This window comes from Aeromicrobium yanjiei (assembly GCF_009649075.1).
GTDB classification, from domain to species: Bacteria; Actinomycetota; Actinomycetes; order Propionibacteriales; family Nocardioidaceae; genus Aeromicrobium; species Aeromicrobium yanjiei.
The window spans coordinates 1,643,522-1,669,310 of record NZ_CP045737.1 but is presented as its reverse complement, the minus strand read 5'-3'; the positions used below and the strand labels follow the sequence as shown (position 1 = coordinate 1,669,310).

General features: G+C 69.6%; 24 protein-coding genes and 1 tRNA gene. 7 read left to right on the top strand and 18 right to left on the bottom strand.

Features of this window, described 5'->3' with window-relative positions; all coding sequences use genetic code 11:
* Nucleotides 1–42: 42 nt before the first annotated feature.
* From GEV26_RS08280 to GEV26_RS08240, 9 genes are all read right to left on the bottom strand, one after another.
* Nucleotides 43–1,008 carry a substrate-binding domain-containing protein gene (locus GEV26_RS08280; RefSeq protein WP_228765148.1) on the bottom strand — a complete coding sequence of 322 codons (966 nt, stop codon included), beginning with the start codon at nt 1,006–1,008 and terminating at the stop codon, nt 43–45.
* Nucleotides 1,009–1,137: 129 nt separating this feature from the next.
* Nucleotides 1,138–2,139 carry a LacI family DNA-binding transcriptional regulator gene (locus GEV26_RS08275; RefSeq protein WP_208431042.1) on the bottom strand — a complete coding sequence of 334 codons (1,002 nt, stop codon included), beginning with the start codon at nt 2,137–2,139 and terminating at the stop codon, nt 1,138–1,140.
* 67 nt (nt 2,140–2,206) lie between these two features.
* The gene (locus GEV26_RS08270; RefSeq protein WP_153652625.1) at nt 2,207–3,484 is read right to left on the bottom strand and encodes a glutaminase; all 1,278 of its coding nucleotides are present in this window, start codon (nt 3,482–3,484) and stop codon (nt 2,207–2,209) included.
* 13 nt (nt 3,485–3,497) lie between these two features.
* A complete protein-coding gene (locus tag GEV26_RS08265) occupies nt 3,498–3,890 on the bottom strand; it encodes a GNAT family N-acetyltransferase (RefSeq protein WP_153652624.1) in 393 nt (130 codons plus the stop codon).
* Complete coding sequence (locus tag GEV26_RS08260) at nt 3,887–4,129, bottom strand: GNAT family N-acetyltransferase (RefSeq protein WP_153652623.1); 243 nt, start codon at nt 4,127–4,129, stop codon at nt 3,887–3,889. The genes GEV26_RS08265 and GEV26_RS08260 overlap by 4 nt, the downstream gene beginning before the upstream one ends.
* 105 nt (nt 4,130–4,234) lie before the next feature.
* Nucleotides 4,235–5,080 (bottom strand): alpha/beta fold hydrolase, encoded by an 846-nt coding sequence (locus GEV26_RS08255; RefSeq protein WP_153652622.1) that lies wholly within the window; start codon nt 5,078–5,080, stop codon nt 4,235–4,237.
* A gap of 34 nt (nt 5,081–5,114) precedes the next feature.
* Nucleotides 5,115–6,017 (bottom strand): protein kinase domain-containing protein, encoded by a 903-nt coding sequence (locus tag GEV26_RS08250; RefSeq protein ID WP_153652621.1) that lies wholly within the window; start codon nt 6,015–6,017, stop codon nt 5,115–5,117.
* Nucleotides 6,014–6,733 carry an ABC transporter permease gene (locus tag GEV26_RS08245; protein ID WP_153652620.1) on the bottom strand — a complete coding sequence of 240 codons (720 nt, stop codon included), beginning with the start codon at nt 6,731–6,733 and terminating at the stop codon, nt 6,014–6,016. Before GEV26_RS08245 ends, GEV26_RS08250 begins: the two co-directional genes overlap by 4 nt.
* 38 nt (nt 6,734–6,771) lie before the next feature.
* Nucleotides 6,772–7,653 carry an ABC transporter ATP-binding protein gene (locus tag GEV26_RS08240; protein ID WP_153652619.1) on the bottom strand — a complete coding sequence of 294 codons (882 nt, stop codon included), beginning with the start codon at nt 7,651–7,653 and terminating at the stop codon, nt 6,772–6,774.
* A 190-nt stretch (nt 7,654–7,843) separates the two neighbouring features.
* On the opposite strand from GEV26_RS08240, the gene GEV26_RS08235 reads away from it, so the two are divergent.
* The gene (locus tag GEV26_RS08235) at nt 7,844–10,591 is read left to right on the top strand and encodes an AAA family ATPase (RefSeq protein WP_194840002.1); all 2,748 of its coding nucleotides are present in this window, start codon (nt 7,844–7,846) and stop codon (nt 10,589–10,591) included.
* A gap of 95 nt (nt 10,592–10,686) precedes the next feature.
* Here the strand turns inward: GEV26_RS08235 and GEV26_RS08230 are convergent, their stop codons facing one another.
* The 3 genes from GEV26_RS08230 to GEV26_RS08220 all read right to left on the bottom strand — a co-directional run bounded on the left by GEV26_RS08230 (nt 10,687) and on the right by GEV26_RS08220 (nt 12,872).
* Nucleotides 10,687–11,157: a GNAT family N-acetyltransferase gene (locus GEV26_RS08230; RefSeq protein WP_194840001.1), complete on the bottom strand. Its 471-nt coding sequence runs from the start codon at nt 11,155–11,157 to the stop codon at nt 10,687–10,689.
* Between the two features lie 167 nt (nt 11,158–11,324).
* Nucleotides 11,325–11,409 (bottom strand) — tRNA-Leu (locus GEV26_RS08225).
* A 185-nt stretch (nt 11,410–11,594) separates the two neighbouring features.
* Nucleotides 11,595–12,872: a DUF445 domain-containing protein gene (locus GEV26_RS08220; protein WP_243839029.1), complete on the bottom strand. Its 1,278-nt coding sequence runs from the start codon at nt 12,870–12,872 to the stop codon at nt 11,595–11,597.
* A gap of 72 nt (nt 12,873–12,944) precedes the next feature.
* On the opposite strand from GEV26_RS08220, the gene ypfJ reads away from it, so the two are divergent.
* From ypfJ to hrpA, 3 genes are read left to right on the top strand one after another with little or no spacing between them, the layout of a single operon-like run.
* Nucleotides 12,945–13,850: a KPN_02809 family neutral zinc metallopeptidase gene (gene ypfJ, locus GEV26_RS08215; protein ID WP_153652617.1), complete on the top strand. Its 906-nt coding sequence runs from the start codon at nt 12,945–12,947 to the stop codon at nt 13,848–13,850.
* Between the two features lie 3 nt (nt 13,851–13,853).
* Nucleotides 13,854–14,636 (top strand): CPBP family intramembrane glutamic endopeptidase, encoded by a 783-nt coding sequence (locus tag GEV26_RS08210; protein WP_153652616.1) that lies wholly within the window; start codon nt 13,854–13,856, stop codon nt 14,634–14,636.
* Nucleotides 14,633–18,229, top strand: coding sequence for an ATP-dependent RNA helicase HrpA (hrpA, locus tag GEV26_RS08205; RefSeq protein ID WP_153652615.1), 3,597 nt, complete (start codon nt 14,633–14,635; stop codon nt 18,227–18,229). The genes GEV26_RS08210 and hrpA overlap by 4 nt, the downstream gene beginning before the upstream one ends.
* Nucleotides 18,230–18,362: 133 nt before the next feature.
* Here the strand turns inward: hrpA and GEV26_RS08200 are convergent, their stop codons facing one another.
* Nucleotides 18,363–18,722 carry an FKBP-type peptidyl-prolyl cis-trans isomerase gene (locus GEV26_RS08200; RefSeq protein WP_153652614.1) on the bottom strand — a complete coding sequence of 120 codons (360 nt, stop codon included), beginning with the start codon at nt 18,720–18,722 and terminating at the stop codon, nt 18,363–18,365.
* A 42-nt stretch (nt 18,723–18,764) separates the two neighbouring features.
* On the opposite strand from GEV26_RS08200, the gene GEV26_RS08195 reads away from it, so the two are divergent.
* On the top strand, nt 18,765–19,811 hold the full coding sequence (locus tag GEV26_RS08195; RefSeq protein ID WP_153652613.1) for a zinc-dependent alcohol dehydrogenase family protein: 1,047 nt from the start codon (nt 18,765–18,767) through the stop codon (nt 19,809–19,811).
* Here GEV26_RS08195 and GEV26_RS08190 read toward each other — a convergent pair.
* The 4 genes from GEV26_RS08190 to GEV26_RS08175 all read right to left on the bottom strand — a co-directional run bounded on the left by GEV26_RS08190 (nt 19,789) and on the right by GEV26_RS08175 (nt 23,202).
* Complete coding sequence (locus tag GEV26_RS08190) at nt 19,789–20,118, bottom strand: DUF952 domain-containing protein (RefSeq protein ID WP_153652612.1); 330 nt, start codon at nt 20,116–20,118, stop codon at nt 19,789–19,791. The genes GEV26_RS08195 and GEV26_RS08190 overlap by 23 nt on opposite strands.
* A complete protein-coding gene (locus GEV26_RS08185; RefSeq protein WP_153652611.1) occupies nt 20,115–20,564 on the bottom strand; it encodes a MarR family winged helix-turn-helix transcriptional regulator in 450 nt (149 codons plus the stop codon). The genes GEV26_RS08190 and GEV26_RS08185 overlap by 4 nt, the downstream gene beginning before the upstream one ends.
* An 86-nt stretch (nt 20,565–20,650) precedes the next feature.
* Nucleotides 20,651–21,871 (bottom strand): acyl-CoA dehydrogenase family protein, encoded by a 1,221-nt coding sequence (locus GEV26_RS08180; protein WP_153652610.1) that lies wholly within the window; start codon nt 21,869–21,871, stop codon nt 20,651–20,653.
* A gap of 14 nt (nt 21,872–21,885) precedes the next feature.
* Nucleotides 21,886–23,202: an acyl-CoA dehydrogenase family protein gene (locus GEV26_RS08175; protein ID WP_243839027.1), complete on the bottom strand. Its 1,317-nt coding sequence runs from the start codon at nt 23,200–23,202 to the stop codon at nt 21,886–21,888.
* Nucleotides 23,203–23,378: 176 nt separating this feature from the next.
* On the opposite strand from GEV26_RS08175, the gene def reads away from it, so the two are divergent.
* Entirely contained in the window at nt 23,379–23,987 is a 609-nt protein-coding gene (def, locus tag GEV26_RS08170; RefSeq protein ID WP_153652609.1) for a peptide deformylase, read from the top strand.
* Nucleotides 23,988–24,073: 86 nt separating this feature from the next.
* Nucleotides 24,074–24,982 (top strand): DUF5343 domain-containing protein, encoded by a 909-nt coding sequence (locus tag GEV26_RS08165; protein WP_153652608.1) that lies wholly within the window; start codon nt 24,074–24,076, stop codon nt 24,980–24,982.
* Here GEV26_RS08165 and GEV26_RS08160 read toward each other — a convergent pair.
* Nucleotides 24,979–25,785, bottom strand: coding sequence for a TrmH family RNA methyltransferase (locus tag GEV26_RS08160; RefSeq protein ID WP_153652607.1), 807 nt, complete (start codon nt 25,783–25,785; stop codon nt 24,979–24,981). The two genes, GEV26_RS08165 and GEV26_RS08160, sit on opposite strands and share 4 nt — an antisense overlap.
* Between the last annotated feature and the right edge of the window lie 4 nt (nt 25,786–25,789).

Below are 25,789 nucleotides of genomic sequence, written 5' to 3'. Positions count from 1 at the left end.
TCTCCTTCTCTGGTGGCGTCGAGGTCGCGGGTGCGCGCCGGTCTATCGGGTGCCGTTGGCGGCGTACTTCGCGATGGCCTTGGCGTTCGAGGAGTCGACGAAGGCGGGCCCGGAGTAGATCGGCTGGCCGCCACCGAGGTCATTGCCGTTGACGCTCTTGAGATACAGGACCGAGATGCCCTCGAACCCCTGCACGAACGGCTGCTGGTCGACAGCCCACTGGATCTCGCCGGCCTCGATGCCCGCCAGGACGTCCTCGGACAGGTCGAACGTGACGACCTTCGCGTCACTGCCTGCGTCCTTGACCGCTGCCACGGCGTCGATGGCCTGCTGGCCGCCGAGCGTGAGGATGACGTCGATGTTCTTGTCGCTCTGCAGCCGCGTGGTGATCGTCGTGGTGACCTGGCTGTCGTCCGTGCCGTCGACCTGGAGGTTCTTCATCGTGCCGCCCATCGCGCCCTTGGCAGCGGCGCACCGCTCCTCGAGGTTGACGGCACCTGCGACCTGGATGACGCAGACGGCGTTCGAGAAGCCGTCCTTCTTCATCCGAGCGCCGACCGCCTCGCCCGCGAGGGTCTCGGACTGTCCCACGTGGGTGATGGCTCCGAAGGCTCTCGACTGGTCCTGCCCGGCGTTCACGGTCACCACGGGGATGCCCGCCGCGACAGCCTTCTCGACGCTGCTCTTGACGCCGTCGGGGTTGGCCATCGAGACCACGAGCCCGTCGACCCCGTCCGCGACGGCGCTGTCGATGAGGTTGGACTGCTCGGCAGGATCCGGGTCACCGGAGTACGTCATCGTGAGCCCGTAGTCGTCCGCGGCCCGCTCGGCGCCGGACTTGACCCGGTCCCAGAACGCGTCGCCGGGCGGCGCGTGCGTCACGACTGCGTAGGTCAGGTCGAGGTCCTTGGAGTTGGCGGGGCCCTCGCTCTTGCCGGTGCCGCTGCACGCGGTCACCGCCAGCATCCCTGCGGCGACTGCACCGATCATCGCGATCTTCTTCATCATCACTCGTCTCTAGTCAGTGAGCCTGCCGATCCCGGTCCGACCTTTGTCTAGACATTCGGCGCAACTCTGGAGCGCTCCAAAACGTACGCTGTGATGCAGGACACGTCAACCCCTGCCAAGTGAGAGCTGCTACCTGGCGGCTGGACGAGTCGTCGACCGCACGATCAGCGACGGGGTGAGCAGCAGCGTGGACGCCTCCGTCGTGGCTCCCCCGATCCGGTCGAGGAGAACCCGGGCGGTCTCACGTCCGACGTCCAGGCTCCGGTCGTCGACCGTGGTCATGTCGAGGTACGCGGCCTGGGCGATCAGCGAGTTGTCGTACCCCACGATCGAGACGTCGTCCGGCACCGACAGACCCACCTCGCGCAGAGCACCCATGCACCCCAGCCCCATCGCGTCGTTGGCGGCGAAGATCGCGGTCACGTCGCGGCGTGCGGCGAGCAGCTCGCGCGTCGCCACGGTCGCGGCCTCGTCGTTGGTGGGGTTGCCGTGCCCGACGACCACTGGCTCGAGACCCGCTTCGGTCATCGTGGCCTCGTACGCCTCGCGCCGGACCTGCGCCGCGCCCCCTTCGCCGGTGACGTGCGCGATGCGGGTGTGCCCGAGCTCGATGAGGTGCCTGGTGGCGAGCCTCGCCCCCGAGCGATCGTCGTTGGCCACCTTGGCAACACCGCGAGGATGCCGTCCACGCTCGCCGGCGACGACGGCGGGGATCCCGTGCAGTCCGGTCAGCACGTCCGGCGGATCCAGGGCGAGCACCAGCCCCTCCACGCGCATCGACACGAACGCGTCGATCGCGTCGCGACCGGGGGACATCGTCATCTGCCTGTCCCCCATCAACACCTGCAGCCCTTCAGGCTTCAGCACTTCGCGCAGGCCCTGCAGCAGATCGACGAACCACAGGTTGGCGAAGTCCTCCACGACCATGCCGATCGTCCTGGTGCGTGTCCCCGCCAGCGACGCGGCCGCCGAGCTCGGTCGGTACCCGAGCTCGTCGATCGCCTCCAGGACCGCGCGCCGCCGGCGTTCACTCACGGTGCCGGGCTCGCGCAGGACCAACGAGACCAAGGACTTGGACACCCCAGCACGAGCCGCCACGTCGTAGATCGTCGGGCGCGAGGAGTTCGTCACGTCGCCATCGTCCCACTTGAGGACGGCGAGCTGGGGCAAGACGGCTTCAGCGACACGACGGAGACTTCTAGAGGGCGAGAGGCACGTGGTGAAGGTCTTCGACGACGGTGACTCGGCCGCCATCGCCGGGATCGGGATCCGGCACGATCGATTCCGGGTCCACCAGGTAGACGTCGTGGCCGTCCAGGGTGAGCCGACGCGTGACCTCGAGCAGCATGCGTCGTGCCACGTCGTCGATCGAGTAGACCATGGTGAGATCCAGAGCCACCCTGGTCTCGGGGAACACGCCAGCAGCTTCACGGACGATTCGTTCGGCGCCGGCGAAGCGGATTCCCCCTTGCAGCTGGATCACCCGGACGGCATCCGATCGGTCGCCATCGACGCGGTTCGATCGCACGACCGAGGGCGCAGACTCCGGCACCTCCATCACGTGCAGGCCCGCATCGGACGAGAACTGTTCGAACAAGGACACCCCCCGCACGCTGTTGCCATGCGCGTCCAGCCGTGGTGAGAACGTGGCGATGCCGATCTGTCCGGGCAATGCGCCGATGAGCCCGCCAGCCACGCCGCTCTTCGCCGGGATGCCGACGTGTGTCGCCCAGTCCCCTGCGGCGTCGTACATTCCGCAGGTGGCCATGACGCTGAGCACCTGACGCACGACCGGTCGATGGACCACCTGCTCACCCGAGAGCGGATTCACCCCGCCGTTGGCAAGCGTCGCGGCCATGACGGCCAGGTCCCGCACCGTGACGAGCACGGAGCACTGCCGGACGTAGCCCTCGACGACGGCCGTGGGGTCCTCGGTGAGGATGTCGTAGCTGCGGAGCATGTGCGCGATGGCAAGGTTGCGGTGCGCGTGCCTCATCTCGGACGCGCACACCGCCTCGTCGATCGCCAGCCGTCGGCCGGCGAACGCGGACAAGCCGTCGATCACTCGCTCGACCCGCCCTGCCGGATCCAGCCCTGGCGGGCCGGCCAAGGAGTGCGCGGTGATCGCGCCGGCGTTGATCATCGGATTGAGCGGGCGCCCACTCCCACGTTCGAGGGAGATCTGGTTGAAGGCCTCCCCCGACGGCTCGACGCCGACCTTGTCGAGCACCGGATGGAAACCGCGATCAGCCAGCGCAAGCGCGTACGTGAACGGTTTGGAGATCGATTGGATCGTGAACTCGTGGTCGATGTCGCCGGCGCCGTAGATCGTGCCGTCCAGAGTGGCGAAGACGGCACCGAGGCGATCAGGGTCTGCTCCCGCGAGCTCGGGTATGTATGCCGCCAGCTCTCCCGAGACGTCCGACTCGACATCAGCGAGCGCATCGGTCAGGTAGTCGGGAATGATGGGTCGCATCGGGCCTCCTCCGTCATGCTTCGCCTCGTGCAGCCCGGGTGACCGCGGCGATGTCGGCAGGGGTCGGTCTGCGGAACACTCCGCCTCTCGCGGTGAACTCGCTGCCGTGCGTCCTCAGGTGCCGCGCGAAGACCGGACACACCGGCACGACGGTGACCTTGCTGCGGATGCTGTCGTCGAGCGCCGCCCGGACCAGCAACCCCGCCAGGCCTCGTCCACTGAACTCGTCGTCCACCTCGGTGTGGAAGAAGATCCGGTCATGGCTGGTCCCGGGGGAATCGATGAAGTCGGCACGTCCCACAGCCGGTTCGCCCTCCGGGCTCACCGTGTACGAGCTGACCGGGGTGTCGATCTCCAGCTCGACCGTCATGGTCGCACCGCGCTTGTCCTTGAGTGTCGTGATCATCTACTTTTCCTTCGCCGGATCAGGGACGCCGTACACGAGGTGACACGGACGTCGTCCAGCGCGAACCGGGCGATCGCCGAGCCGACGCCCTTGCCCTCGAACCGTGGGTGGACCTCGGTGTGCGTGAAGACGATCAGCTCATCGGTCACGATGTACTCGACAAAGCCTGCGACCTCACCGTCGATGCTCGCCTGGTAGCGCAGGCGGGACGGGTCCGGGAGAACCTGGATGGCTGTCATGTGTGCGTCCTCCTGGTAGTGGTGGTTGAGGCGGTCACGGCGCATCGATCAGGACGTAGAGGCCGGTGATCAGGTCGCCACGGGTGACGATGCTCTCGACGGCGCTCATCGGTCCGCCGAGAAGGCGAGCAGCGCGTCATTCACGTCGTCGGCGTGCGTCCAGAGCAGCCCGTGCGGCGCACCCTCGATCTCGGTGTACCGGGCGTCCGGGAGGAGCTGACGGAACCGACGCGCCGTGGCATCGATCGGCAGGATGTTGTCCGCGGTGCCGTGCAGGATCAAGACCGGCTTGCCGCTCGCACGGACCGCCTCGATGTCCGGCCGGAAGTCCTCGAGCCAGGACGGAACGACGGCGTGGGCAGCGACCGGAGCACTGGAGATCGCGACGTTCCAGCTGCCAGTCACCGCATCCTGGCTGATCCGGGTCCCGAGGTTCTCGTCGAGGTTGTAGAAGTCAGCGAAGAACTGGGTGAACCAGGCATAGCGGTCAGCCTTCGCCGCGGCCTCGATCCCGCTGAAGATCTCCTGCGGCACTCCCTCGGGGTTGTCATCACCGGCGAGAAGGAAGGGCTCCAGCGAGGCGAGGAAGGCGAGCCGCGCCACCCGCTCGGGCCCGTACGTCGAGACGTAACGGGCCAGCTCTCCTGTACCCATCGAGAAGCCGACGAGGATGACGTCGCGCAGGTCGAGCGTCCGCAGCAGGACGTCCAGGTCTGCGGCGAACGTGTCGTAGTCATAACCCGTGCCGACCTTCGAGGACTGGCCGAAGCCGCGCCGGTCGTAGGTGATGACGCGGTATCCGGCAGAGAGCAGCGTGCGCGTCTGGCGCTCCCAGCTGTGCCCGCTCAGCGGATAGCCGTGGATGAGGACCACGGGTTGTCCCCCGCCCTGATCCTCGTAGTAGAGCTCGACCGGCGTGCCGCTCTCGTCCCCCACAGTGATGAGTCCCATGATCGTCTTCCCTCTCTCGTTGATCTGCTGTCGGTCAGCAGTCGACTGCGGCCACCTCGGCGTGGCCGCTCATGGCTGGTGCTGTGCGTGGGCCGCGGACGATGCCTTCGGCCGCGGACCCCAGGGCCTCGCTGAAGGCCCGCGCGCTCCGGAACCGATCGGTCCGGGACTTGGCGAGAGCTGTGGCGAGCACGGCGTCGAGCCGGGCGACATCGGTGCTGGCCGGCGCAGGTTGCTCATGGACGTGTTGGTAGGCGACCGAGATCGGGTCACCGACGAAGGGAGGCCGTCCGGTCAGCAGCTCGTAGAGCAGGCAGCCCGCAGAGTAGATGTCGCTGCTGATGTCCGCCGTCTCACCGAGCGCCTGCTCCGGTGAGAGGTACGACGGCGTGCCCAGCACGGCCTGCGCCTGGGTGATCATCGGTGCCAGGTCACCGCTGGCGCGCGCGATCCCGAAGTCGACGAGCTTGACGGCCCCTTCGGACGTGATCATCACGTTGGCCGGTTTGATGTCGCAGTGGACGACGCCGGCGCTGTGACTGAACTCGAGTGCCGAGAGCACGCCGAGCTGATACTGGACCGCACTGGCGAGCGTGAGCTCCCCGAGCCGCAACACGTCGCGCAGGGTCTGCCCGTCGACATGCTCCATGACGATGAACGGGACGCGCACGGTTGCGTGGGAGCCGTCCTCGATCACGTCGGTTCCCGTGTCGAAGATGCAGACGATGGCGGGGTGGCACAGGCCGACCATCGTCTGCGCCTCGCGCCGGAACCTGGATCGGAACAGGGGGTCCTTGGCGAGGTGCCGGTGGAGCACCTTGATCGCGACCCGACGGCCCGAGCGGAGGTCGCGACCCGCATGGACCACCGCCATCCCGCCACGACCGATGACGTCACCCAGCTCGTAGCGCCCGCCCAGCAGCGACGTCGGCCTCATCGGCGTGGCTCCCACTGGAAGAACCGCGTGGCCAGCGCGACGGCGGCAGCGACCCAGCCCACGGTCGGGATCAGGAGCAACAGGGACTGGTCGAGAGGGACACCGCCCTCCCATGCATTGACGACCAGCTCGGTGGCCGACCCTCCCGGCAGCAGTCGTTTGAGCTGGGCGAGGTTCTCCGTACCGGTGATCCCGACCCAGCTCGCTACCGCAATCACCGCGAGAGTGACCGGCAGCGTGGTCACCTGGGCGTGCTCGGGCGAATTCGTGAGCCCCGCGGTGGCCAGCGCAAGAGCGACCATCATCGACGTGGTGGCCAGGACGGCCACCACGAGCAGCCAGGTGTGGACCGGGCTGGTGGCGACCACGCCGAGCACGGCCAGCATCGCGCCGACCTGCAGGAGGGCCACGACCGTCAGCGGGGCGAGGAGCCCGGCCAGGATGTTCACGTCACTCGCAGCGGTGGACCGCAGCCGCTTGAGGAAGAGGTCCTGCCGGCGGGAGGCCAGCGTGGTCACCGCCGTGGTGTAGAGCCCGAGGGCCATCACGACGAACATCATGATCGCCGCGACGTAGCCGAGGCTTCCCAGGTCGAGGAACGTCTCGCGCTGGTGGACGACGTACACGCTGAAGGCGACCGGGATGATCAGTCCGGTCACCAGGACCAGCCTGTTGCGGAAGATCTGGATCAGTTCGGTACGGGCAATCTCGATCATGGCGGAGCTCCTTCGTGGCACGGGGTGGGTCGGAGTGCTCAGGCGGCGGCGTCGAGGGTGCGGAAGACGTCGTCGAGACGGGTGGGTCCGGCTTCCAGCTGCTGCAGCTCCACGCCGGCCCGCTGCGCCCAGTCCAGGAGCCGGTGGAGGTCACCCTGCAGGTCGAAGGTCTCGACGTGGAAGGCACCGTTGCGGGCACCGAGGACCGGCGGTTCGGGGTCACCCGGAGCCAGCGCGAAGCTGATCTTCGACGGCAGGGTTTGTGTGAGCTCCTCGACGGTGCCCTCTCGCCGGAGGGTGCCTCGGTGCATGAGCCCGACGCGGTCGGCGCGCTGCTGCGCCTCCTCCAGGTAGTGGGTGGTCAGGACGACCGTGGATCCCTTGTCACGAAGCTGGTCCACGGCGGCCCAGAGCGCATCCCGGGACTGGATGTCCAGGCCTGCCGTGGGCTCGTCCAGGATGATGAGCTCCGGCGCCCCGAACACGGCAGTGGCGAAGTCCAGGCGACGCTTCTCGCCGCCGGAGAGCTGGGAGACACGGGTGTCCCGCTTGCGAGTCAGCCCAGCCATCCCGAGCACCCGGTCGAGGTCGTCGTGCCTTCCGCTCAGCGCGCCGATCAGACCGACGGAGTCCCGGACCGTCAGATCGCGAGCGAAGCCGCTCTCCTGCAGCATCATTCCCATGCGCGGACGTACCGCGCTCCGGTTCTGCGGGCTCTCCCCGAACACCCGCACCGCGCCCGATGTGACCGGGCGGTGACCTTCGACGACCTCCAGGGTGGACGTCTTGCCGGCTCCGTTCGATCCGAGCAACGCGTAGAGCTCACCCCGCTTCACGTGGAAGGACAGGTCGCGGACGGCGGCGAAGTCGCCATAGGCGACGCTGAGACGGTCGACCTCGATGACGTGATCGTCGGACATGGTGGGCTCCTTGCCTGCGCACCGGCGGGTCCCGGTGCTGTGTCATCAGATTCGCCCAGGTGGACACGCTGTCGCATCGGTGAAAACCTCGGTGTCGTCGGCGGCTGCCCGCCCCCTCTTGCGGCGAAATCGCAGCGGGAGGCGGCTCGCGTAGGTGATAATCGCCTAGTCCGCACGTCACGAGACGGGAGTGCGCCCAGTGGGTCTGTTAGGTCGTCCTGCGGAGCGCGAGGCGATCGAGCGGCTGCTCAGTGATGCGCAAGCCGGACGCAGCGGGGTGCTGGTCGTGCGTGGGGAGGCGGGCATCGGCAAGAGCGCGCTCCTGGAACATGCTCGCGAAGCCGCGTCCGCCTGTGGGTTCCGGGTGGAGACCTCGGTCGGAGTGGAGGCGGAGACGCAGTTCGCGTTCGCGGGCCTGCATCAGCTGTGTGCGCCGCTGCTGGACCGCGCGGGCGAGCTGCCGGTCCCCCAGCAAGCTGCCTTGGGCGTGGCGTTCGGGCAGCGCAGCGGCCCCGCGCCGGAAGGACTCCTCCTGGGTCTGGCCGTTCTCCACCTGCTGGCCGGGGGCGCCGAGGACGGGCCGGTGCTGTGTCTGGTCGACGATGTGCAGTGGCTGGACGAGGCGTCTGCGCAGGTCCTGGCGTTCGTGGCACGGCGGGTGTCCGCCGAGCGGGTGGTTCTGCTGTTCGCGCGGCGCGACACCGTGGCTGGCGACGATCCGCTCGCAGGCCTTCCCGAGATGAGGCTGGACGGCCTCGGTGACTCCGACGCACGGCAGCTTCTGGCCACCGCGGTCGGCACGCCGTTGGACGAAACGGTCTGCAACCGGATCATCGCGGAGGCGCGCGGCAACCCCTTGGCGCTCCTGGAGCTGCCTCGCGGTGGGTCTGCCGCGCTGCTGGCCGGTGGATTCGAGGTGCCGGAGGCGGCGAGCGTGCCAAGCCGCATCGAGGACAGCTTCCGACGTCGTTCCGCCCACCTGCCGGCCGAGACCCGACTTCTGCTGTTGCTCGCCGCAGCAGAGCCCACCGGGGAGGCGGCACTGTTGTGGCGCGCAGCGGCTGAGCTCGGCATCGGTCCTGAGTCAGCTGCGCCCGCAGAGGCCAGCGGGTTGCTGGAGATCGCCGATCGGGTGTGGTTCCGCCATCCGTTGGCCCGCTCGGCGGTCTACCAGGCGGCCACACCTCCGGACCAGCGTCGAGCCCACGCCGCACTGGCTGCCGCCACCGACGCCCAGCGGGACCCCGACCGGAGAGCGTGGCACCGTGCGAGATCCGTGCTGGGAACCGACGAGGAGGCTGCCGCCGACCTGGCGCGCTCGGCGGCCCAGGTCCGAGCGCGAGGCGGGCTGGCTGCCGCAGCCGCATTCCTGGAGCGCGCGGCAGAGCTGACGCCTGATCCTTCCACCCGCGCAACGCGGGCACTGGCCGCTGCCCACGCCAAGTACGAGGCCGGCGCATCCGAGGCCGCCCTGGGGTTGCTGGATGTGGCCAGAACCGGGTCATTGGACGCCCTGCAGCGCGCCCAGCTCGAGCTGCTGGACGCACGGATCGCTTTCCACCTGACCCGGGGCGGCGACATGCCGGGGACGCTGCTCGACGTGGCCAAGACCCTCACCCCACTGGATCCGACCTTGGCACGCGAGACCTACCTGCACGCGATCGATGCCGCGATCCACGCCGGCCACCTCGCCTGTGGGTGCGGCGTGCTGGACGCAGCCGAAGCCGCCCGCGATGCTCCCCCGCCGCCGGCGTCGCTGCGACCGGTCGATCTGCTGCTGAACGGGCTGTCGACGAGGTTCACGGACGGGTTCGAGGCCAGCGTCCCACCCCTGAAGCGGGCATTGGAGATGCTGCTCGACCCCGAGACCTGCATCGACGATGAAGACCTCCGCTGGCTCTGGCTGGCCTGCCATGTCGCGGCGATGCTGTGGGACGACGAGGCCCTCCATGTCCTGGCCAACCGCGCGGTCCGCCTCGCTCGAGACGCCGGCGCGCTGTCCGCCCTCCCTGCCGCGCTCAACGCCGTCGCCTCGATACTCGTGATCGCCGGCGAGCTTGCGCATGCCACCGAGCTCGCCGCCGAGGAGTCCGCCATCACGGAGGCGACCGGGGCCCCGCCGCTGCCGAACGCGCGGCTCATGATCGCGGCGTGGCGTGGCGAACAACCCAAGACGTTGGAGCTGTACGCAACCATGGTCGAGGAGGCGACCGAGCGTGGCGAGGGGGCGACGGTCAGCCTGGCCGAGTCCACGCTGGCCGCCTTCCACAACGGCCTGGGCAACTACGACGCCGCGCTCGCCGCCGCGATACCGCCTTGCAAGCACGACGACCTGGCGTACAGCAGCCTGGCGCTTCCTGAGCTCGTCGAGGCGGCAGTGCGCGTCGGTGACCACGACCGCGCCGCCGCCGCACTGGAGCAGCTCAGCTCCAGGGCCCAGGCCAGCGGGACGAACTTCGCGCTGGGGCTGGCCGCACGATCACGCGCGATGACGATGACCGGCCCTGCCGCGGAGGAGCACTACCGCGAGGCCATCACGCGGCTCACCAAGTGCCGGTGGGCCGTCTTCCTGGCGCGCGCCCACCTGGTCTACGGCGAGTGGCTGCGCCGCGAGGGCCGACGGCAGGACGCCCGCGAACAGCTCCGCACGGCCCACAGCATGCTCTCGGACATGGGGATCGAGGGGTTTGCCGAGCGCGCCGCCCGCGAGCTGCGCGCCACGGGCGAGCATCCTCGCAAGCGCACAGCTCAACCGACGGACGCGCTCACCGCGCAGGAGGCGCAGATCGCCCGGCTCGTGGCGACCGGCGCGACCTCACGGGAGGTGGCGGCGCAGCTGTTCCTGAGTCCCCGCACCATCGACGCCCACCTCCGCAACATCTTCCGCAAGCTGGACATCACCTCCCGGCGCCAGCTCAGGGACTTTCCGCTCCCCTGATCCTGCCGATCCACCCTGGCGTGCTCCCGGCCGACTGCGACCCGACCAAGCGACTCGACGACATCCCGTCTTGGGACTCCATGAGCGCGGCCTGCTCAGCTGGCCGGCGGGGCATCGAAGTGAAGGAGAAATTGCGCTGCGTCGTCGCCCCAGTCGATCGGGGTCCGCCCGGTCAGGCGCCAACCAAGCCGTCCATACAGGGCGATGGCGCGGGCGCAGTTCTCGGCCACGTCGAGCGTCAATCGAAGTCCGCGCTCTGCCGCCCACCTGCTCGCATGGTCAACCAGAGCTCCACCCACACCAGACCCCGCCGCATCGGGCGATACGAAAAGGCGCTCGAGCGTCAGTTCCGGCGGCATCGGATGATTTCGAGCCACGCACACATGACCCATGACCTGGCCGTCCCGCACCGCCACCCAGGCAGCTGCTGCATCGGCATACGTCAGCCAGGCGCGAGGATCGTCGGGCCATCGGACGGGATAACGCTGGTCGACATGCACCTGGGCGAGTATCGCGGCGCAGGCTTCGAGATCCAGATCTTGCCGCTCCCTGATGAGGTAAGACACCGCTTCATGCAAACGCACCCTCCCGCGGGAGACAAACGACTGTCGCGGTCGCGGCTGCTGTGCCGACGATGATCCTCGACTCGACGCCCGACGGCATGTGCTCCCATGGCCGCAAATGCACAGTGGCCCCGACTGCGTTTCCGCAGTTCAGGGCCACTTTTCTTGTGTGTCCGAGGGGGGACTTGAACCCCCACGCCCGTAACCGGGCACTAGCACCTCAAGCTAGCGCGTCTACCATTCCGCCACCCGGACATGCACCCCGTTTTGGTGGGGCGCGGTGCAGCACTGAACTCTAACAAACGTCCCTCCGGGTGCCGAACCCGGGATGCCGTTCAGCCGGCACACGAGCAGCACGCCTTGGAATGCCAACGATCAGCGCGGCGCGTTACCCACAGGTTGTCCACACGTGTGGGTAACCCTCCAGTGGACCTTGAGAGTCAGATGACCGTCGAGATCGCATGGATGACGATTCCGGCCAGGCCGCCCACGACGGTGCCGTTGATACGGATGAATTGCAGGTCGCGGCCGACGTGCAGCTCGATGCGGTCCGCGGTCTCCTTGCCGTCCCACCGGTTGACCGTCGCCGAGATGACCGTGGCGACCTCGTGGCCGTAGTTGTTGACCGCGTACGACGCGATGTCGGCGATCGTGGTGTCCACCCGCTCGGCAAGGACGGGGTCGTCGATCAACCGGTGACCGAGCTTGTCGATCTCCTGGTTCGCACGGGTGCGCAGCAGACCGGTCTCGTCGCCGAGCGACCCGATGAGCGCCCGGCGCAGCGCCTCCCACAGCTGGACGGACGTCGTGCTGAGCCGCGGCTGCGACAGCATCCGCTCCTTGAGGCGCTCGAACCGCTCCATGGTGTCGGGGTCGTGCTGCAGCCCGTCGGCGAGATCGCGCAGCCAGTTGTCGAGCGCGATGCGGGCGTTGTGGTCGGGCGTCCGGCCGATGTCGGCGACCCACTCGACGACCTGCTCGTGGACCCAGGTCGCGACCCGCTTGTCGAGCCACTGCGGCGTCCACGACGGTGCGCGGTTCTCGATCAGGGCCGCCACCTCGTCGTGGTTGCTGGCCAGCCAGCGGCTCAGCTCGTCGACGGCCAGGTCGACGAGCCCGCGGTGGGCGTCGTCGCGCAGCACCTCCTCGAGCAGCTGGCCGACGACGGGACTGAGCTCCTCCTCCTTCAGCCGCGGGATCAGGGCCTCCTGGACGACTGCGGCGACGTCGGACTCCCGTACGTGCGACAGGGCGTCGGCCAGGATCCGGGATCCCTCGTGGACGAGGCGTTCGGAGTGCTTGCCGACCACGAGCCACTCCCCGACCCGCCGGCTCATCCCGGCCGAGCCGATCCGCTCGCGGATGACGTCCTCCTTGAGGAAGTTGTCCGCGACGAACTCCTGCAGGCTCTCCCCCAGCGCCTCCTTGCGCTTGGGGATGATCGCGGTGTGCGGGATCGGCAGCCCGAGGGGATGGCGGAACAACGCCGTCACGGCGAACCAGTCGGCGATCGCGCCGACCATGGCCGCTTCCGACCCGGCATTGACGTAGCCGAGGAAGCCCGAGTCGTGATCGCGGGTCAGCACATAGATGATCGCGGCGAGGATGAGCAGGGACAGGGCGAGCGCCCGCATCCGGCGCAGCCCTCTGCGACGTACGGCGTCACCCGCGGACATCCCCTCGGGCATGGCAAGACTGGCGGCATCTGTCGAGGTCACACGGCGACAGTAGTCCCGTGCGGCGACGCCCGCGCTGCGTAGACTTCCGGACATGAACCACGGGATCGCCGCATGAGCTTCAACGAGGGCTCGAACCTCGACACCAGCCAGGTGACGGGCGGTGGCTCACGCGGCGGACTCGCGATCGGCGGCGGCATCGGCACCCTGGTCATCGTCCTGATCGGCGCCTTCCTGGGCGTCGACCTCACCTCCCTCGGCAGCAGCGCCGCGAACCCGTACGACCAGGGCCAGGTCCAGCCCGGCGGCAGCACGTCCGAGCAGTCTTTCGAGCAGTGCAAGACCGGCGCGGACGCCAACCGCGACGACACGTGCCGCATCATCGGCACCGTCAACAGCGTGCAGGACTACTGGCAGGACGCCCTTCCCGCGGACGTCGGCCGCCAGTACCGCGCGGCAAAGACCGTCATCTACTCCGGCGCGACCCAGAGCCCGTGCGGCACCGCGTCCAACCAGACGGGCCCGTTCTACTGCCCCAGCGACGAGCGCATCTACATCGACGCGAGCTTCTTCGACGAGCTCACGAGCCGCTTCGGCGCCGACGACGGAGCGCTCGCGCAGGAGTACGTCGTGGCGCACGAGTACGGCCACCACGTCGAGAACATCCTGGGGTTCCTGGCCAAGGGCCAGGACCGCAAGACGGGTCCACTGAGCGGCGGCGTACGCATCGAGCTCATGGCCGACTGCATGGCGGGCGTGTGGGCCAACCACGCTGCGACGACCAAGGACGACCAGGGCAACACGCTGCTCAGGCCGCTCACCGACGCGGACATCCGCTCGGCCCTCTCGGCGGCGTCCGCGGTCGGCGACGACCACATCCAGGAAGACCTCGGCGGCGGCACCGTCAACCCCGAGACCTGGACCCACGGCTCGAGCGAGTCGCGCCAGAAGTGGTTCCTCGCGGGCTACGAGAGCGGCACGGTCAACGCCTGCGACACGTTCAGCACGAACGATCTGTGAGCGGTGGCTGATCCCGTAAGCCCCGAGGACGCCCCCAGGGACCGCAGGCCCCTGGGGCTCGAGATCTGGATCGTCCTCGGCCTCTCGCTCGGCGCCTCCGGGGTGTACGCCCTCGTCAGCCTGATCCGCAAGGCCACGCTGCCGGGCGGGCTCCGCGACCAGACCGCGACGCTCAACAGCACGCAGGACGACCGCCAGGTCTTCGACTTCATCTACCAGGTGCTCGGCATCGGGTTCGCCCTCGTGCCGGTCGCGCTGGTGCTCTACCTGCTCTCGCTCGACCCCGTCCGCGAGCCCGTCACGCGCCGCCTCGGCCTGGACCGCGCGCGCTGGCGCTTCGACGCGCTCTCGGGCTTCGGCCTCTTCGCGCTGATCGGCATCCCCGGTCTCGCGTTCTACTTCGCCGGCCGGGCGCTCGGGATCACCGCCGAGATCATCCCGTCGCCCGACATCGAGTACTGGTGGACGATCCCCGTCCTCATCCTTGCGGCGGTGCAGAACGCCGTGCTGGAGGAGGTCGTGGTCGTCGGCTACCTGATGACCCGGCTGCGCCAGATGAGCTGGGGCGTCCCGGCGACGATCGTCGCCGCGGCCGCCCTGCGGGCCAGCTATCACCTCTACCAGGGCGTCGGCCCGGGCATCGGCAACTTCGTGATGGGCCTGGTCTTCGGCTACTGGTTCCACCGCACCCGGCGTGTCATGCCGCTGGTCGTCGCCCACACCTTGCTCGACGTCGTAGCCTTTGTCGGTTACCTCCTGTTCGCCGAGTCCCTGGGTTTGAAGTGAAGATCTCGTACGACCCGGCGCTGCCGATCACCGATCGCCACGACGACATCGCTGCGGCGATGCGCGACCACCAGGTCGTCGTGGTGGCCGGCGAGACCGGCTCCGGCAAGACCACGCAGCTGCCCAAGATCGCGTACGAGCTGGGTCGCCGCGCGATCGCGCACACCCAGCCGCGCCGCATCGCCGCCCGCTCGGTCGCCAAGCGCATCGCCGACGAGTGCGAGGTCGACCTGGGCGCCGAGGTCGGCTACGCCGTCCGTTTCGACGACCAGACCAGCGAGGCGACCGCGATCCGGCTGGTCACCGACGGTCTCCTCCTGGCCGAGCTGCAGCGCGACCGCAGGCTGTCCCGCTACGACACGGTCATCATCGACGAGGCCCACGAGCGGTCGCTGTCGATCGACTTCCTGCTCGGCTACCTCAAGCAGCTTCTCCCCCGACGTCCCGACCTCAAGGTCGTCATCACGTCCGCGACGATCGACGTCGAGCGCTTCGCGGAGATGTTCGACGCGCCCGTCATCGAGGTCAGCGGCCGGACGTACCCGGTCGAGATCCGCTACCGCCCGCCGGCCGAGACCGGCGCCGACGACGAGCTCGACGCGATCGCCCAGGCCGTCTCCGAGCTGCCCACCGAGGGCGACATCCTGGTGTTCCTGTCCGGCGAGCGCGAGATCCGCGACGCGACCGACCACCTCAACGGCAAGAAGTACCCGCGCACCGAGATCCTGCCGCTCTACGGACGGCTCGCCGCCGCCGACCAGCAGAAGATCTTCAGCAGCCACCCCGGCCGCCGCATCGTCCTGGCGACGAACGTCGCCGAGACGTCCTTGACGGTCCCCGGCATCCGGTACGTCATCGATCCCGGCCTGGCCCGCATCTCGCGCTTCAGCCAGCGGCTCAAGGTGCAGCGCCTGCCGATCGAGCCCATCTCGCAGGCCAGCGCGTCCCAGCGCGCCGGGCGGTGCGGCCGCGTCGCGGACGGCATCTGCATCCGGCTGTACTCCGAGGAGGACCACGACAGTCGTCCCGAGTTCACCGATCCCGAGATCCAGCGCACCAACCTGGCGTCCGTGCTGCTGCAGATGGCGTCCCTCGACCTCGGCGACATCAAGGACTTCCCGTTCCTCGACCCGCCGGACTCGCGGGCGGTCAGCGACGGTCTCAACCTGCTGTACGAGCTCGGTGCCCTGGACACCAAGAAGGGTGGCCGGGCGCTGACCAAGATCGGCCGGCGCATGTCGACGCTGCCGACCGATCCACGTCTCGCGCGCATGCTGCTGGCCGCCGACCAGCTCGGCTGCCTCGGCGACGTCCTGGTGATCGTCTCGGCCATGTCGATCCAGGACCCTCGCGAGCGTCCGCTCGAGCACCAGCAGGCTGCCGACGAGATGCACCGCCGCTTCCGCGAGCCCGACTCGGACTTCCTGTCCTACCTGACCCTGTGGAAGTACATCCGCGAGATGCGCGACGAGCTGTCGAGCTCGGCCTTCCGCCGGTTGTGCCGCGACGAGTTCCTGCACTGGCTGCGCATCCGCGAGTGGCAGGACGTGCACGCGCAGCTGCGGCGCACGGCCAAGGAGCTCGGGCTCAAGCCCGGTGCCCTCGGCGCGGACCCCGACCGGGTCCACCAGGCGCTGCTGAGCGGCCTGCTCTCGCACGTGGGCCTGCGCGACACCGACGGCCGCGAGTACCTCGGCGCCCGCCAGGCCAAGTTCATGATCTTCCCGGGCTCCGGCCTCGCCAAGAAGCCTCCGCGCATGGTGATGGTCGCCGAGCTCGTCGAGACCGGACGGCTCTGGGGGCGTACGGCCGCCAAGATCCAGCCCGAGTGGGCCGAGGAGGTCGGCGCGCACCTGGTCAACCACGTCTACAGCGAGCCGCACTGGTCACGCCGCCGCGGTGCGGTGATGGCCCGCGAGAAGGTGCTGCTGTTCGGCATCCCGCTGATCGCCGACCGGCTGGTGCAGTACGGCAAGATCGACCCGGTCGTCTCCCGCGACCTGTTCATCCGTCACGCGCTGGTGCAGGGCGAGTGGCGTACGCACCACGAGTTCTTCGCGGCCAACCAGCGGATGATCGAGGGCGTCGAGGAGCTCGAGGAGCGCCTGCGACGGCGCGACCTGCGGGTCGACGACGAGACGCTGTACGCGTTCTACGACCAGCGGGTGCCCGCCGACGTCGTGTCGACGCGGCACTTCGACTCGTGGTGGAAGCAGGCGCGTCGCAAGGACCCCGACCTGCTGACGTTCGATCCCGCGATGCTGAGCGACGGGCCCGAGGGGGCCGACGACGAGTTCCCGCGCGAGTGGCACTCCGACGGCGAGTCCTATCCGCTGACGTACGCGTTCGAGCCGGGCATGCAGGACGACGGGGTGACCGTCGACCTGCCGGTGGATCGCCTGATGACCGTGGACGACCGCGCGTTCGACTGGCACGTGCCGGGGCACCGCGTCGAGCTGGTCACCGAGCTCATCAGGTCGCTGCCCAAGCGCCTACGGCGCGAGTTCGTGCCGGCGGGACAGTTCGCGCCGCGCCTCGTCGAGGCGATGGACCCGTCCGCGTCCGATCTCAGCGAAGAGCTCGCTCGCCAGATGCGGCTGCTCAACGGCACGATCGTGTCGGCGGACGACTTCGACTTCGACTCGCTGCCGCCGCACCTGCGCGTGACCTTCCGTGTGGTCGAGGGCGGGGTCGAGCTCGCGCGCGGCAAGGATCTCCAGGCGCTGCGGAAGGAGCTGTCCAGCCACGTGCGGGCCGACCTGACGAAGGTCGCGCGACAGGAGGAGCGCGCGGGGCTGCGCTCGTGGGACGTCGGCACGATCGAGCCGACCATCACGGCCGGCCAGGTGACCGGCTATCCGGCGCTCGTGGACGAGGGGGCCTCCGTGGCCCTGCGCATCCTCGACACCGCCGCCGAGCAGTCCGTCGCGATGGTCAAGGGTCAGGCGCGGCTGCTGTCGTACGCCCTGCCGACCCCCGTGCCCCAGCTGGGACGCGCGCTCGACCTGCACGCCAAGCTGCTGCTGTCGACGGGCCCGCACAAGGACGCGGCGGCGGTCATCGAGGAGTGCTGGCTCGCGGCCCTGGAGTCGCTCGTGGTGCGGCACGGCGGGCCGGTGTGGGACGAGGTGACGTTCAGCCTGCTGCACGACGCCGTGCGCGCCGAGGCGTACGACGAGACCGAGCAGGCCGTCCACGCGGTGATCGCGACGCTGCAGGCTCTCGGCGAGGTGACGCCGCTGCCGGCGACCGAGGCGGGTGAGGACGTACGGGTGCAGCTGTCGTGGCTGATCTACCCCGGGTTCATCCGGGACGCGGGGGTGGCGCAGCTGCGGCGGCTGCCGCTGTACCTGCAGGCGGCCAGGCGCAGGCTGAACGCGCCGCTCACCGACGACCTGCTCGCGACGCAGGAGCTGGAGGCCCGGTTCCACGCGCGTACCGCGTCGTTGTCGGTGTGGGCTCGGCTCTCGCCGGAGGTGCAGCACGTCCGGTGGGCCCTCGAGGAGCTCCGCCTGAGCCTCCTGGCCCAGAACCTGCGCACCGCGTTCCCAGTCTCGGTCAAGCGCGTCACCGCCCTCGTCGACGCCCTCTGACCGCCCGCGGTTGCCGGGGGTTGCCGGGGGTTGCCGGTTTCCCACGGGACCGTGGGGTTTGCGCACTGCCCTCGCGTTGAAACGCTAGGGAAGTGACGAATCCCCACGGGACCGTGGGAAACCGACGACGGGGTCAGACGCCCAGGAGGTCGATCACGAAGACGAGCGTCTTGCCCGAGAGGCGGTGGCCGCCACCGGCGGGGCCGTACGCGAGCTCGGGCGGGCACACGAGCTGACGGCGACCGCCGACCTTCATGCCGGGGATGCCCTCCTGCCACGCCTTGATCAGCTGCGGCAGCGGGAAACGAGCGGACTGGCCGCGGTCCCACGAGGAGTCGAACTGCTCGCCGGTGTCGAACTCGACGCCGACGTAGTGGACGTCGACGACGCCACCGGGGACGGCCTCGGGTCCGTCGCCCACGATGAGGTCGGTGATCTGGAGCTCGGTGGGCGCGGGGCCCTCGATGAAGTCGATTTCAGGCTTGTCAGTCATGCTTCGATCCTTCCACACCTTCGCGCTGCAACAATGTCGCCCATGCGTGCCACCGTCCTCCATGCCCCCCGTGACATCCGCCTCGACGAGGTCGCCGACCCCCAGCTCGTGCACGACACCGACGCGATCGTCCGCGTTGTCGCCTCGTGCGTCTGCGGCTCCGACCTGTGGCCCTATCGCGGGATCCACCCGCCTGCCCATCCGGTACGCATCGGGCACGAGTTCGTCGGCATCGTCGAGTCCGTCGGCGCGGGCGTCTCGACCATCGCGCCGGGCGACTTCGTCATCGCTCCGTTCATGTACGCCGACAACACCTGCCTGCTGTGCCGCCACGGCGTCCACACCTCCTGCCCCCAGGGAGGCATCTGGGGCCGCCCGGACCGTCAGGGCCTGGACAACGACGGCGGTCAGGGCGAGATCGTCCGCGTGCCGCAGGCCGACGGGACGCTCGTCGCGACCCCCACCCAGCCCGACCAGGCCATGGTCGCGCACCTGCTGACCCTCTCGGACGTCTTCCCGACCGGCCACCACGCCGCCCTCGCGGCGGGGGTCACCGCCGGCAGCAACGTCGTGGTGGTCGGCGACGGCGCCGTGGGCCTCAGCGCCGTGCTCGCGGCCAAGCGACTCGGCGCCGCCTCGGTCATCGCGATGAGCCGGCACGAGGACCGCCAGCGGCTGGCCAAGCAGTTCGGTGCCGATCACGTCGTCGCCGAGCGCGGCAAGGCGGGCGCCGCACAGGTCAAGGAGATGTTCGACGGCATCGGCGCCGACCACGTCCTGGAGTGCGTGGGCACCAAGGAGAGCATGGAGCAGGCGATCCGCAGCGCCCGCCCCGGTGGCCGCATCGGCTACGTCGGCATCCCGCACGAGGCGGTCATCGACCTGCCCACGATGTTCGGCCGCAACATCGGCATCGGCGGCGGCGTGGCACCGGCTCGCGCCTACATCGAGGAGCTCCTCCCCGACGTCCTCGCCGGGACCGTGCGCCCCGGCGACGTCTTCGACCTCACCCTTCCGCTCGACCGGGTCGCCGACGGCTACCGGGCGATGGACGAGCGTACGGCGATCAAGTCGATGCTGACGGTCTGAACGGCTCCGCCGCGACCACCGCGTCCGCGTTGATCGGCCCGTACACGTGCGGGAAGGGCTCGGGCTGGCCCGGCACGTCGTCGAGCTGCCACGGGGACGTCAGCAGGTCGGTGTCGATCTCCAGCAGCGCGAGCGGCTCGGCGACCTCGCGGTAGAACCGCTCGTGGACGCCGTCCACCTGCCCCTCATGGGAGCAGTGGATGAACCCCACGTCGGACAGGTCGAGACCCAGCGTCGAGACCGTGTACGTCCCGCGGCTCCGCGCCTCGGCCCACGCGTCCGCGGTCGCGAGGTGGAAGATCCTCACAGAGCGCCTTCGGCACGGTCGTTGAGCCGGGTGAGGCTGCGGGCGAAGGTCGCGACCTCCTCGGGCGTCCAGTCGTCGAGCAGGCCGACCAGCACCTGGTGGCTCTTGCGGCGGTACTCCGCGACCTTCTCCTGCGTCTCGGGACGGGCCACGAGCAGGTGTGCCCGGCCGTCGTCGGGATCGGGGACACGGCTGATGAGCCCGAGCTTCTCCATCGAGGCGATCGCGCGGCTCGCGGTCGACTTGTGCACGCCGAGCTCCTCGGCGATCTCCGATCCGCGGATGCCGTCGGGGGCGTCGCAGATCGCGAGCAGGAACGTGAACGTGCCGTAGTCGAGGCGGGGGTGGATGTCTCCCAGGGAGCGGAGGCTGCGCCCTCGTACACGGCGGACGAACCGTGTCAGCTCGTAGTCGACGTCAAGATCGGCCGGGAGTTCGCTCGTCATGGCTGCATCATAGAGAACAACCCCGAACACCCTTCCCCTCCGGTCGGAACAGCGGAGAGAGGATGTCGCTATCGCTCGGTCATCGCTCAGCGCAGCTCGGACGAGGTCAGGTCGAGCAGCCGCCGGGCCACGATGAGCTGCTGGATCTGCTGCGTGCCCTCGAAGATGTCGAGGATCTTGGAGTCCCGCGACCACTTCTCGATCAGCTCGCGCTCGCTGTAGCCGTAGGTTCCGGCCAGCTCGACGCACCGCAGGGTGATCTCGTTGCCGATGCGGCCCGCCTTGGCCTTGGCCATCGAGGCCTGCATCGAGTTGGGCTTGCGGTTGTCGGCCATCCACGCGGCCTGCAGCGTCAGCAGCAGCGCCGCCTCCCAGTCGGCCTCCATCGCGATGAAGGTCGCCGCGGCGTACGACTGGGTCTGCGCGGGACGGTCGTAGTCGATGACGACGCCGGCGGCCTCCAGCAGCTCGCGGGTGTCCTCGAGCGCCGCCCGCGCGCAGCCCACGGCCATGCCGGCCACCAGCGGACGGGTGTTGTCGAAGGTCGCCATGGCGCCCGCGAAGCCTTGCTTGGTGTCGATCTCCGGACTGCCCAAGAGATTCTCGGCCGGCACGCGGCAGTTGTCCAGCACGATGACGGCCGTGTCGGACGAGCGGATGCCGAGCTTGTGCTCGAGCCGCTCGACCCGGATGCCGGGCAGGCTCTTGGGCACGAGGAACGACTTGATCGCCGCCCGGCCGAGGCTCTTGTCCAGCGTGGCCCACACGACGACGGAGTCGGCCCGCTCCCCCGACGTGACGTAGATCTTCTCGCCGTTGAGGACGTACACGTCGCCGTCCTTGACCGCGGTCGTCGAGATGTTCGCCGAGTCCGATCCCGTGCCCGGCTCGGTGATCGCCATCGCGGCCCACGTGCCCTTGAAGCGTTCGAGCTGCTCGTCGTTGGCCACCGAGGCGATCGCGGAGTTGCCGAGCCCCTGGCGCGGCATCGACAGCAGCAGGCCGACGTCGGCCCAGCACATCTCGATCACGGACAGCACCGACGACATGTTGGCGCCGTTGCGGACCTTGCTCGTCCTGGCGTCCCCGTCGTCGTCCCCGCGACGTACGCCGGCCGCGCCCGCGCCCTGCCCCTGGCCGGAGTCGGCCATCCCGTCGACGAGGGACGCGAGCAGGTCGAGCTCCTTGGGATAGGCGTGCTCGGCGAGATCGTACTTGCGGGAGTTGGCGCGCAGGAACTCCTGCGCGACCTGGTGCGCCTGCTGGACGAACGGACGGAACTTGCGGGGGGTCTCGAGATTGATCATGACGTGGTCCGCCCTCAGACGAGGACTGCTCCTTCCATCAGGCTGACGGCTCGCAGATCGCGATACCACCGCTCCACCGGGTGCTCCTTGACGAAGCCGTGGCCACCCAGCAGCTGGACGCCGTCGGTGCCGATCTTCATGCCGTACTCCCCCGTGAGCCGCCGGGCGAGCGCGACCTCGCGGGAGAAGTTCAGGCCCTGCTCGGCACGGGACGCCGCCTTGAGGGTCACCAGGCGCATGCCCTCCAGCTCGATCGCGATGTTGGCGACCATGAATGCGACCGCCTGGCGATGCGCGATGGGCTCGCCGAACGCCGAGCGGGTCTTGACGTAGTCCTTCACGTAGTCCAGGACGGCCGCTCCGGTGCCGAGCGCGAGCCCGGCCCACGCGAGGCGGGACAGCCGGACGCACTCGCGGTAGTCGTCCGCGCTGCCCTCGCCCAGCACCGCGTCGCGGTCGATCCGCACGTCGTCCAGGATCAACCGGGTCAGCCCCGCGGCCCGCAGGCCCATGCTCGGATCGGCCTCGATCGTGACGCCGGGCGTGCTGGACTCCACCAGCACGAGCATCGGACCGCCGCCGTCGAGCTCGACCGCCACGACGAACAGCTCGGCCTCGCTGCCGCGGACGACACCGGACTTGACCCCGTTGAGCACGTAGCCGTCGTCGGTGGCCTCTGCCGTGGTCTCCAGGTCGAAGGGGTCGAACAGGGGCCGGGGCTCGGCGATCGCGAGCGCCGCGGCGGGGATGTCGTCACCCGCGAAGGCCGGCAGGTACGTCTGCTGCTGCGCGTCGGAGCCCCACAGCGAGATCGCCGTGGCGACCGCGGCCGGCGCCAGGCACGCGACGGCCTGGCCCATGTCGCCCTCGGCGAGCGCCTCGGCCACGAGCACCCCCGTGACGGCCGAGCGATCCTCGGACAGTCCCCCGAGGCTCTCGGGGATGTTGAGCAGCGGCAGGCCGAGCTCGCTGGTCTGCGCAAGCACCTCCTTGGGGGTGTCATTCGCGCTCTCGGCCTCGGCCGCGCCGGGACGCAGCACCTCGGCCGCGAACTCGCGGATGACCCCGACGATCATCTGCTGGTCCTCGGTCGGCTCGAGGTCGAACACACCGCTGTCGGGCGTACGCGCGAGACGCGCGGGCGCGCCGCCGCCCTTGACGTGCCGGAAGGCCCGGCTGGTGGCGCCCGCGACGCGGAAACCGCTCCTCGCCCCTTCGTACACCGCGCGCTCCGCAGTCCTGCGCAGGCCGAGCCTGTCGACGGCCGATGAGCTCGCGATGCGATTCAGCACCGCCAGCCCGATGCCCATGGGGTCTCGCCGAGTGGCCACAAGAACTCCTCGAAGTGTGTGTGCGGGCGAGCATGCCCGCCCCGACGACCATGTAACTGGGAGTTACGCGGTCGGGGTGACCATCGTATTCCACCTCGGGCCCGGGGGGCCAGCACCTCGGGCCGGGTCGCCAGCCGGATAACCTTGGGCCACCGAACCCAAGGAGCCCCGTCCACGTGTCAAGCCTCGCCTCCCAGTCCCGTCCCCTGCCCGAGGGAGGCTCCGTCCTGCCCATCACCCGCTGGGGGACGCCGGTCATGCACCATGAGCTCGCCGACGTGACGGTCTTCGACGACGAGCTGCGAACCCTGGTCGCCGACATGGTCGCCACGATGTACGCAGCCCGCGGCGTGGGCCTGGCCGCCAACCAGGTCGGCGTCGATCTCAAGGTCTTCGTGTTCGACTGCCCCGACGGCGACGACAACATCGTCCGCGGCGTGGTGTGCAACCCCGTCCTCACGCTGCCCGAGGGCAAGGACCGCCACCTCGAGGACGAGGACGAGGGCTGCCTGTCGCTCCCCGGCGCCTTCACGTCGTGCGCCCGCCCCGACGTCGCCCACGTGACCGGTCAGGACGAGAACGGCGAGCCGGTCGAGTTCCACGGCACCGGTCTCCTGGCCCGCTGCCTGCAGCACGAGACCGATCACCTCTTCGGCACCGTGTTCGGCGACCGCGTCCCCGAGCGGGCGCGCAAGAAGCTCTACAAGCAGCACCAGGAGCTGGCCGACAACTACCCCGACGACTGGCCCGTCACGATCCTCGTCGACGACGACGACGAGGACTGAACCCACCGCTCGGCGGCGACGCCGGGCTGCGTGATCTGTGGGTGCCGCCCGGTAGATTTGGGTCCGGACGAATGAAGGAGGGATCGATGGCAGGGATGCCACACACGACGGTCCCGTCGTCGATCCCGATCGTGCTGCGCACGATCCGCTCGGCCACCGTCCCCCGCAAGGTCACCGGGCAATTCCTCGAGGCCAACGGCCTCCCGGAGGGCGAGGGCATCCACATGGTCGGGCTCCTGCGAGCCCTGGGCTTCATCGACGGCGCCGGCCGCCCCACGATCATCTGGAGCCGCTACCGCCGCCCCGACCAGTCCGCCGTCGTCCTCGCGACCGCGGTGCGGTCGGCGTACGCGCCGCTGTTCCAGCGCTTCAACGACGCCTACGACCAGCCGGCAGAGGCCCTCGCCCGGGTCATCCGCCGGCACACCGAGTACGCCGAGCACCACATCGCCCGCACCGCCGAGTGCTTCCTGGTGCTGTGCGAGCACTCCGACTTCACCGTGACGGTCCTCGTGCCCACCCAGCAGCAGCCGTCGGGGACGATCAAGCTCACCGCCCGCGAGCGGCTGACCGCGATGCGACGCCTCACCGCGGCGCACAGCGAGGCCCTGGAGTGCCTCAGCCACGAGCTGCACCGCCCCGCGCACGTCTCGGTGTGGAACGCCTTCGCCGCGACCGCGCTGACGATCCTCGCGGCCGACGAGTTCGGCGCGGTGCGCGCGGTCCGCCCCTCCTGGAAGGGCACGACCGTCGAGGACCTCTCGATGCACACCAGCGGCGAGCTCCTGCTGGAGATGCTGTCGCAGCTCGGCCTCGTCGATCTCGCCGAGGTCGACGACCTGGGCATCCTGCTCCAGCGCCGCGACGACTGCGCGCACCCGACGTTCTACACGCCGACCTCGGAGGAGACCGTCGTCTATGTCGCGGAGGTCGTCGCAGCAGCGCTGGCGCTCATCGGCCGCGCACTCGACACCCAGGACACCCAGGACACCTAGGCGCGGGCGCGCAGCTCCCAGCACGCGACAGCGACGGACGACGCGACGTTGAGCGAGTCGATCTGCGCCGCCATGGGGATCGTGACGCGGTGGTCCGCCCCCTGCTCCCACCGCGCGCTCAGACCGTGGCCCTCGGATCCCACGACCAGCGCCAGACGCTCGACGTCGTGGTCCACCTCGTCGATCGGCACGCTGTCGTCGGCGAGCGTCATCGCGTACGTCGTGTAGCCCGCGGCGCGCAGCAGGTCCGGGGCGGTGTACCAGTCGTCCACGCGGGCGTACGGCAGCCAGAACACCGATCCCATCGAGACCTTGATGGCCCGGCGGTAGAGCGGGTCCGCGCACCGCGGCGAGAGCAGCACGGCGTCGAAGCCCAGCGCCGCGACGCTGCGGAAGATCGCGCCCACGTTGGTGTGGTCGGCCAGGTCCTCGACCACCACGACCCGGCGGGCGTCCGCCAGCACCTGCTCGGGCGACGGGAGGTCGGGACGCTCGAGGGCGGCGAGCGCCCCGCGGTGCACGTGGAATCCCGTGAGCTTCTCGATCGCGGCGTCGTCGAGCACGAAGCACGGCGCGTCGGTGGCGTCGAGGATGTCGGCGAGGCCGTCGAGCCAGCGCGGCGACATCAGGAACGAGCGGGGCCGGTGCCCGGACTCGACCGCGCGCCGCACGACCTTCTCCCCCTCGGCCAGGAACAGACCGCGCTCGGACTCCAGCTGCAGCCGCAGCTGGACGTCGCGCAGGTCGACGTAGTCCCGGAGTCGCGGATCATCGAGGTCGTCCAATCGTACGATCGCAGCCACCGCG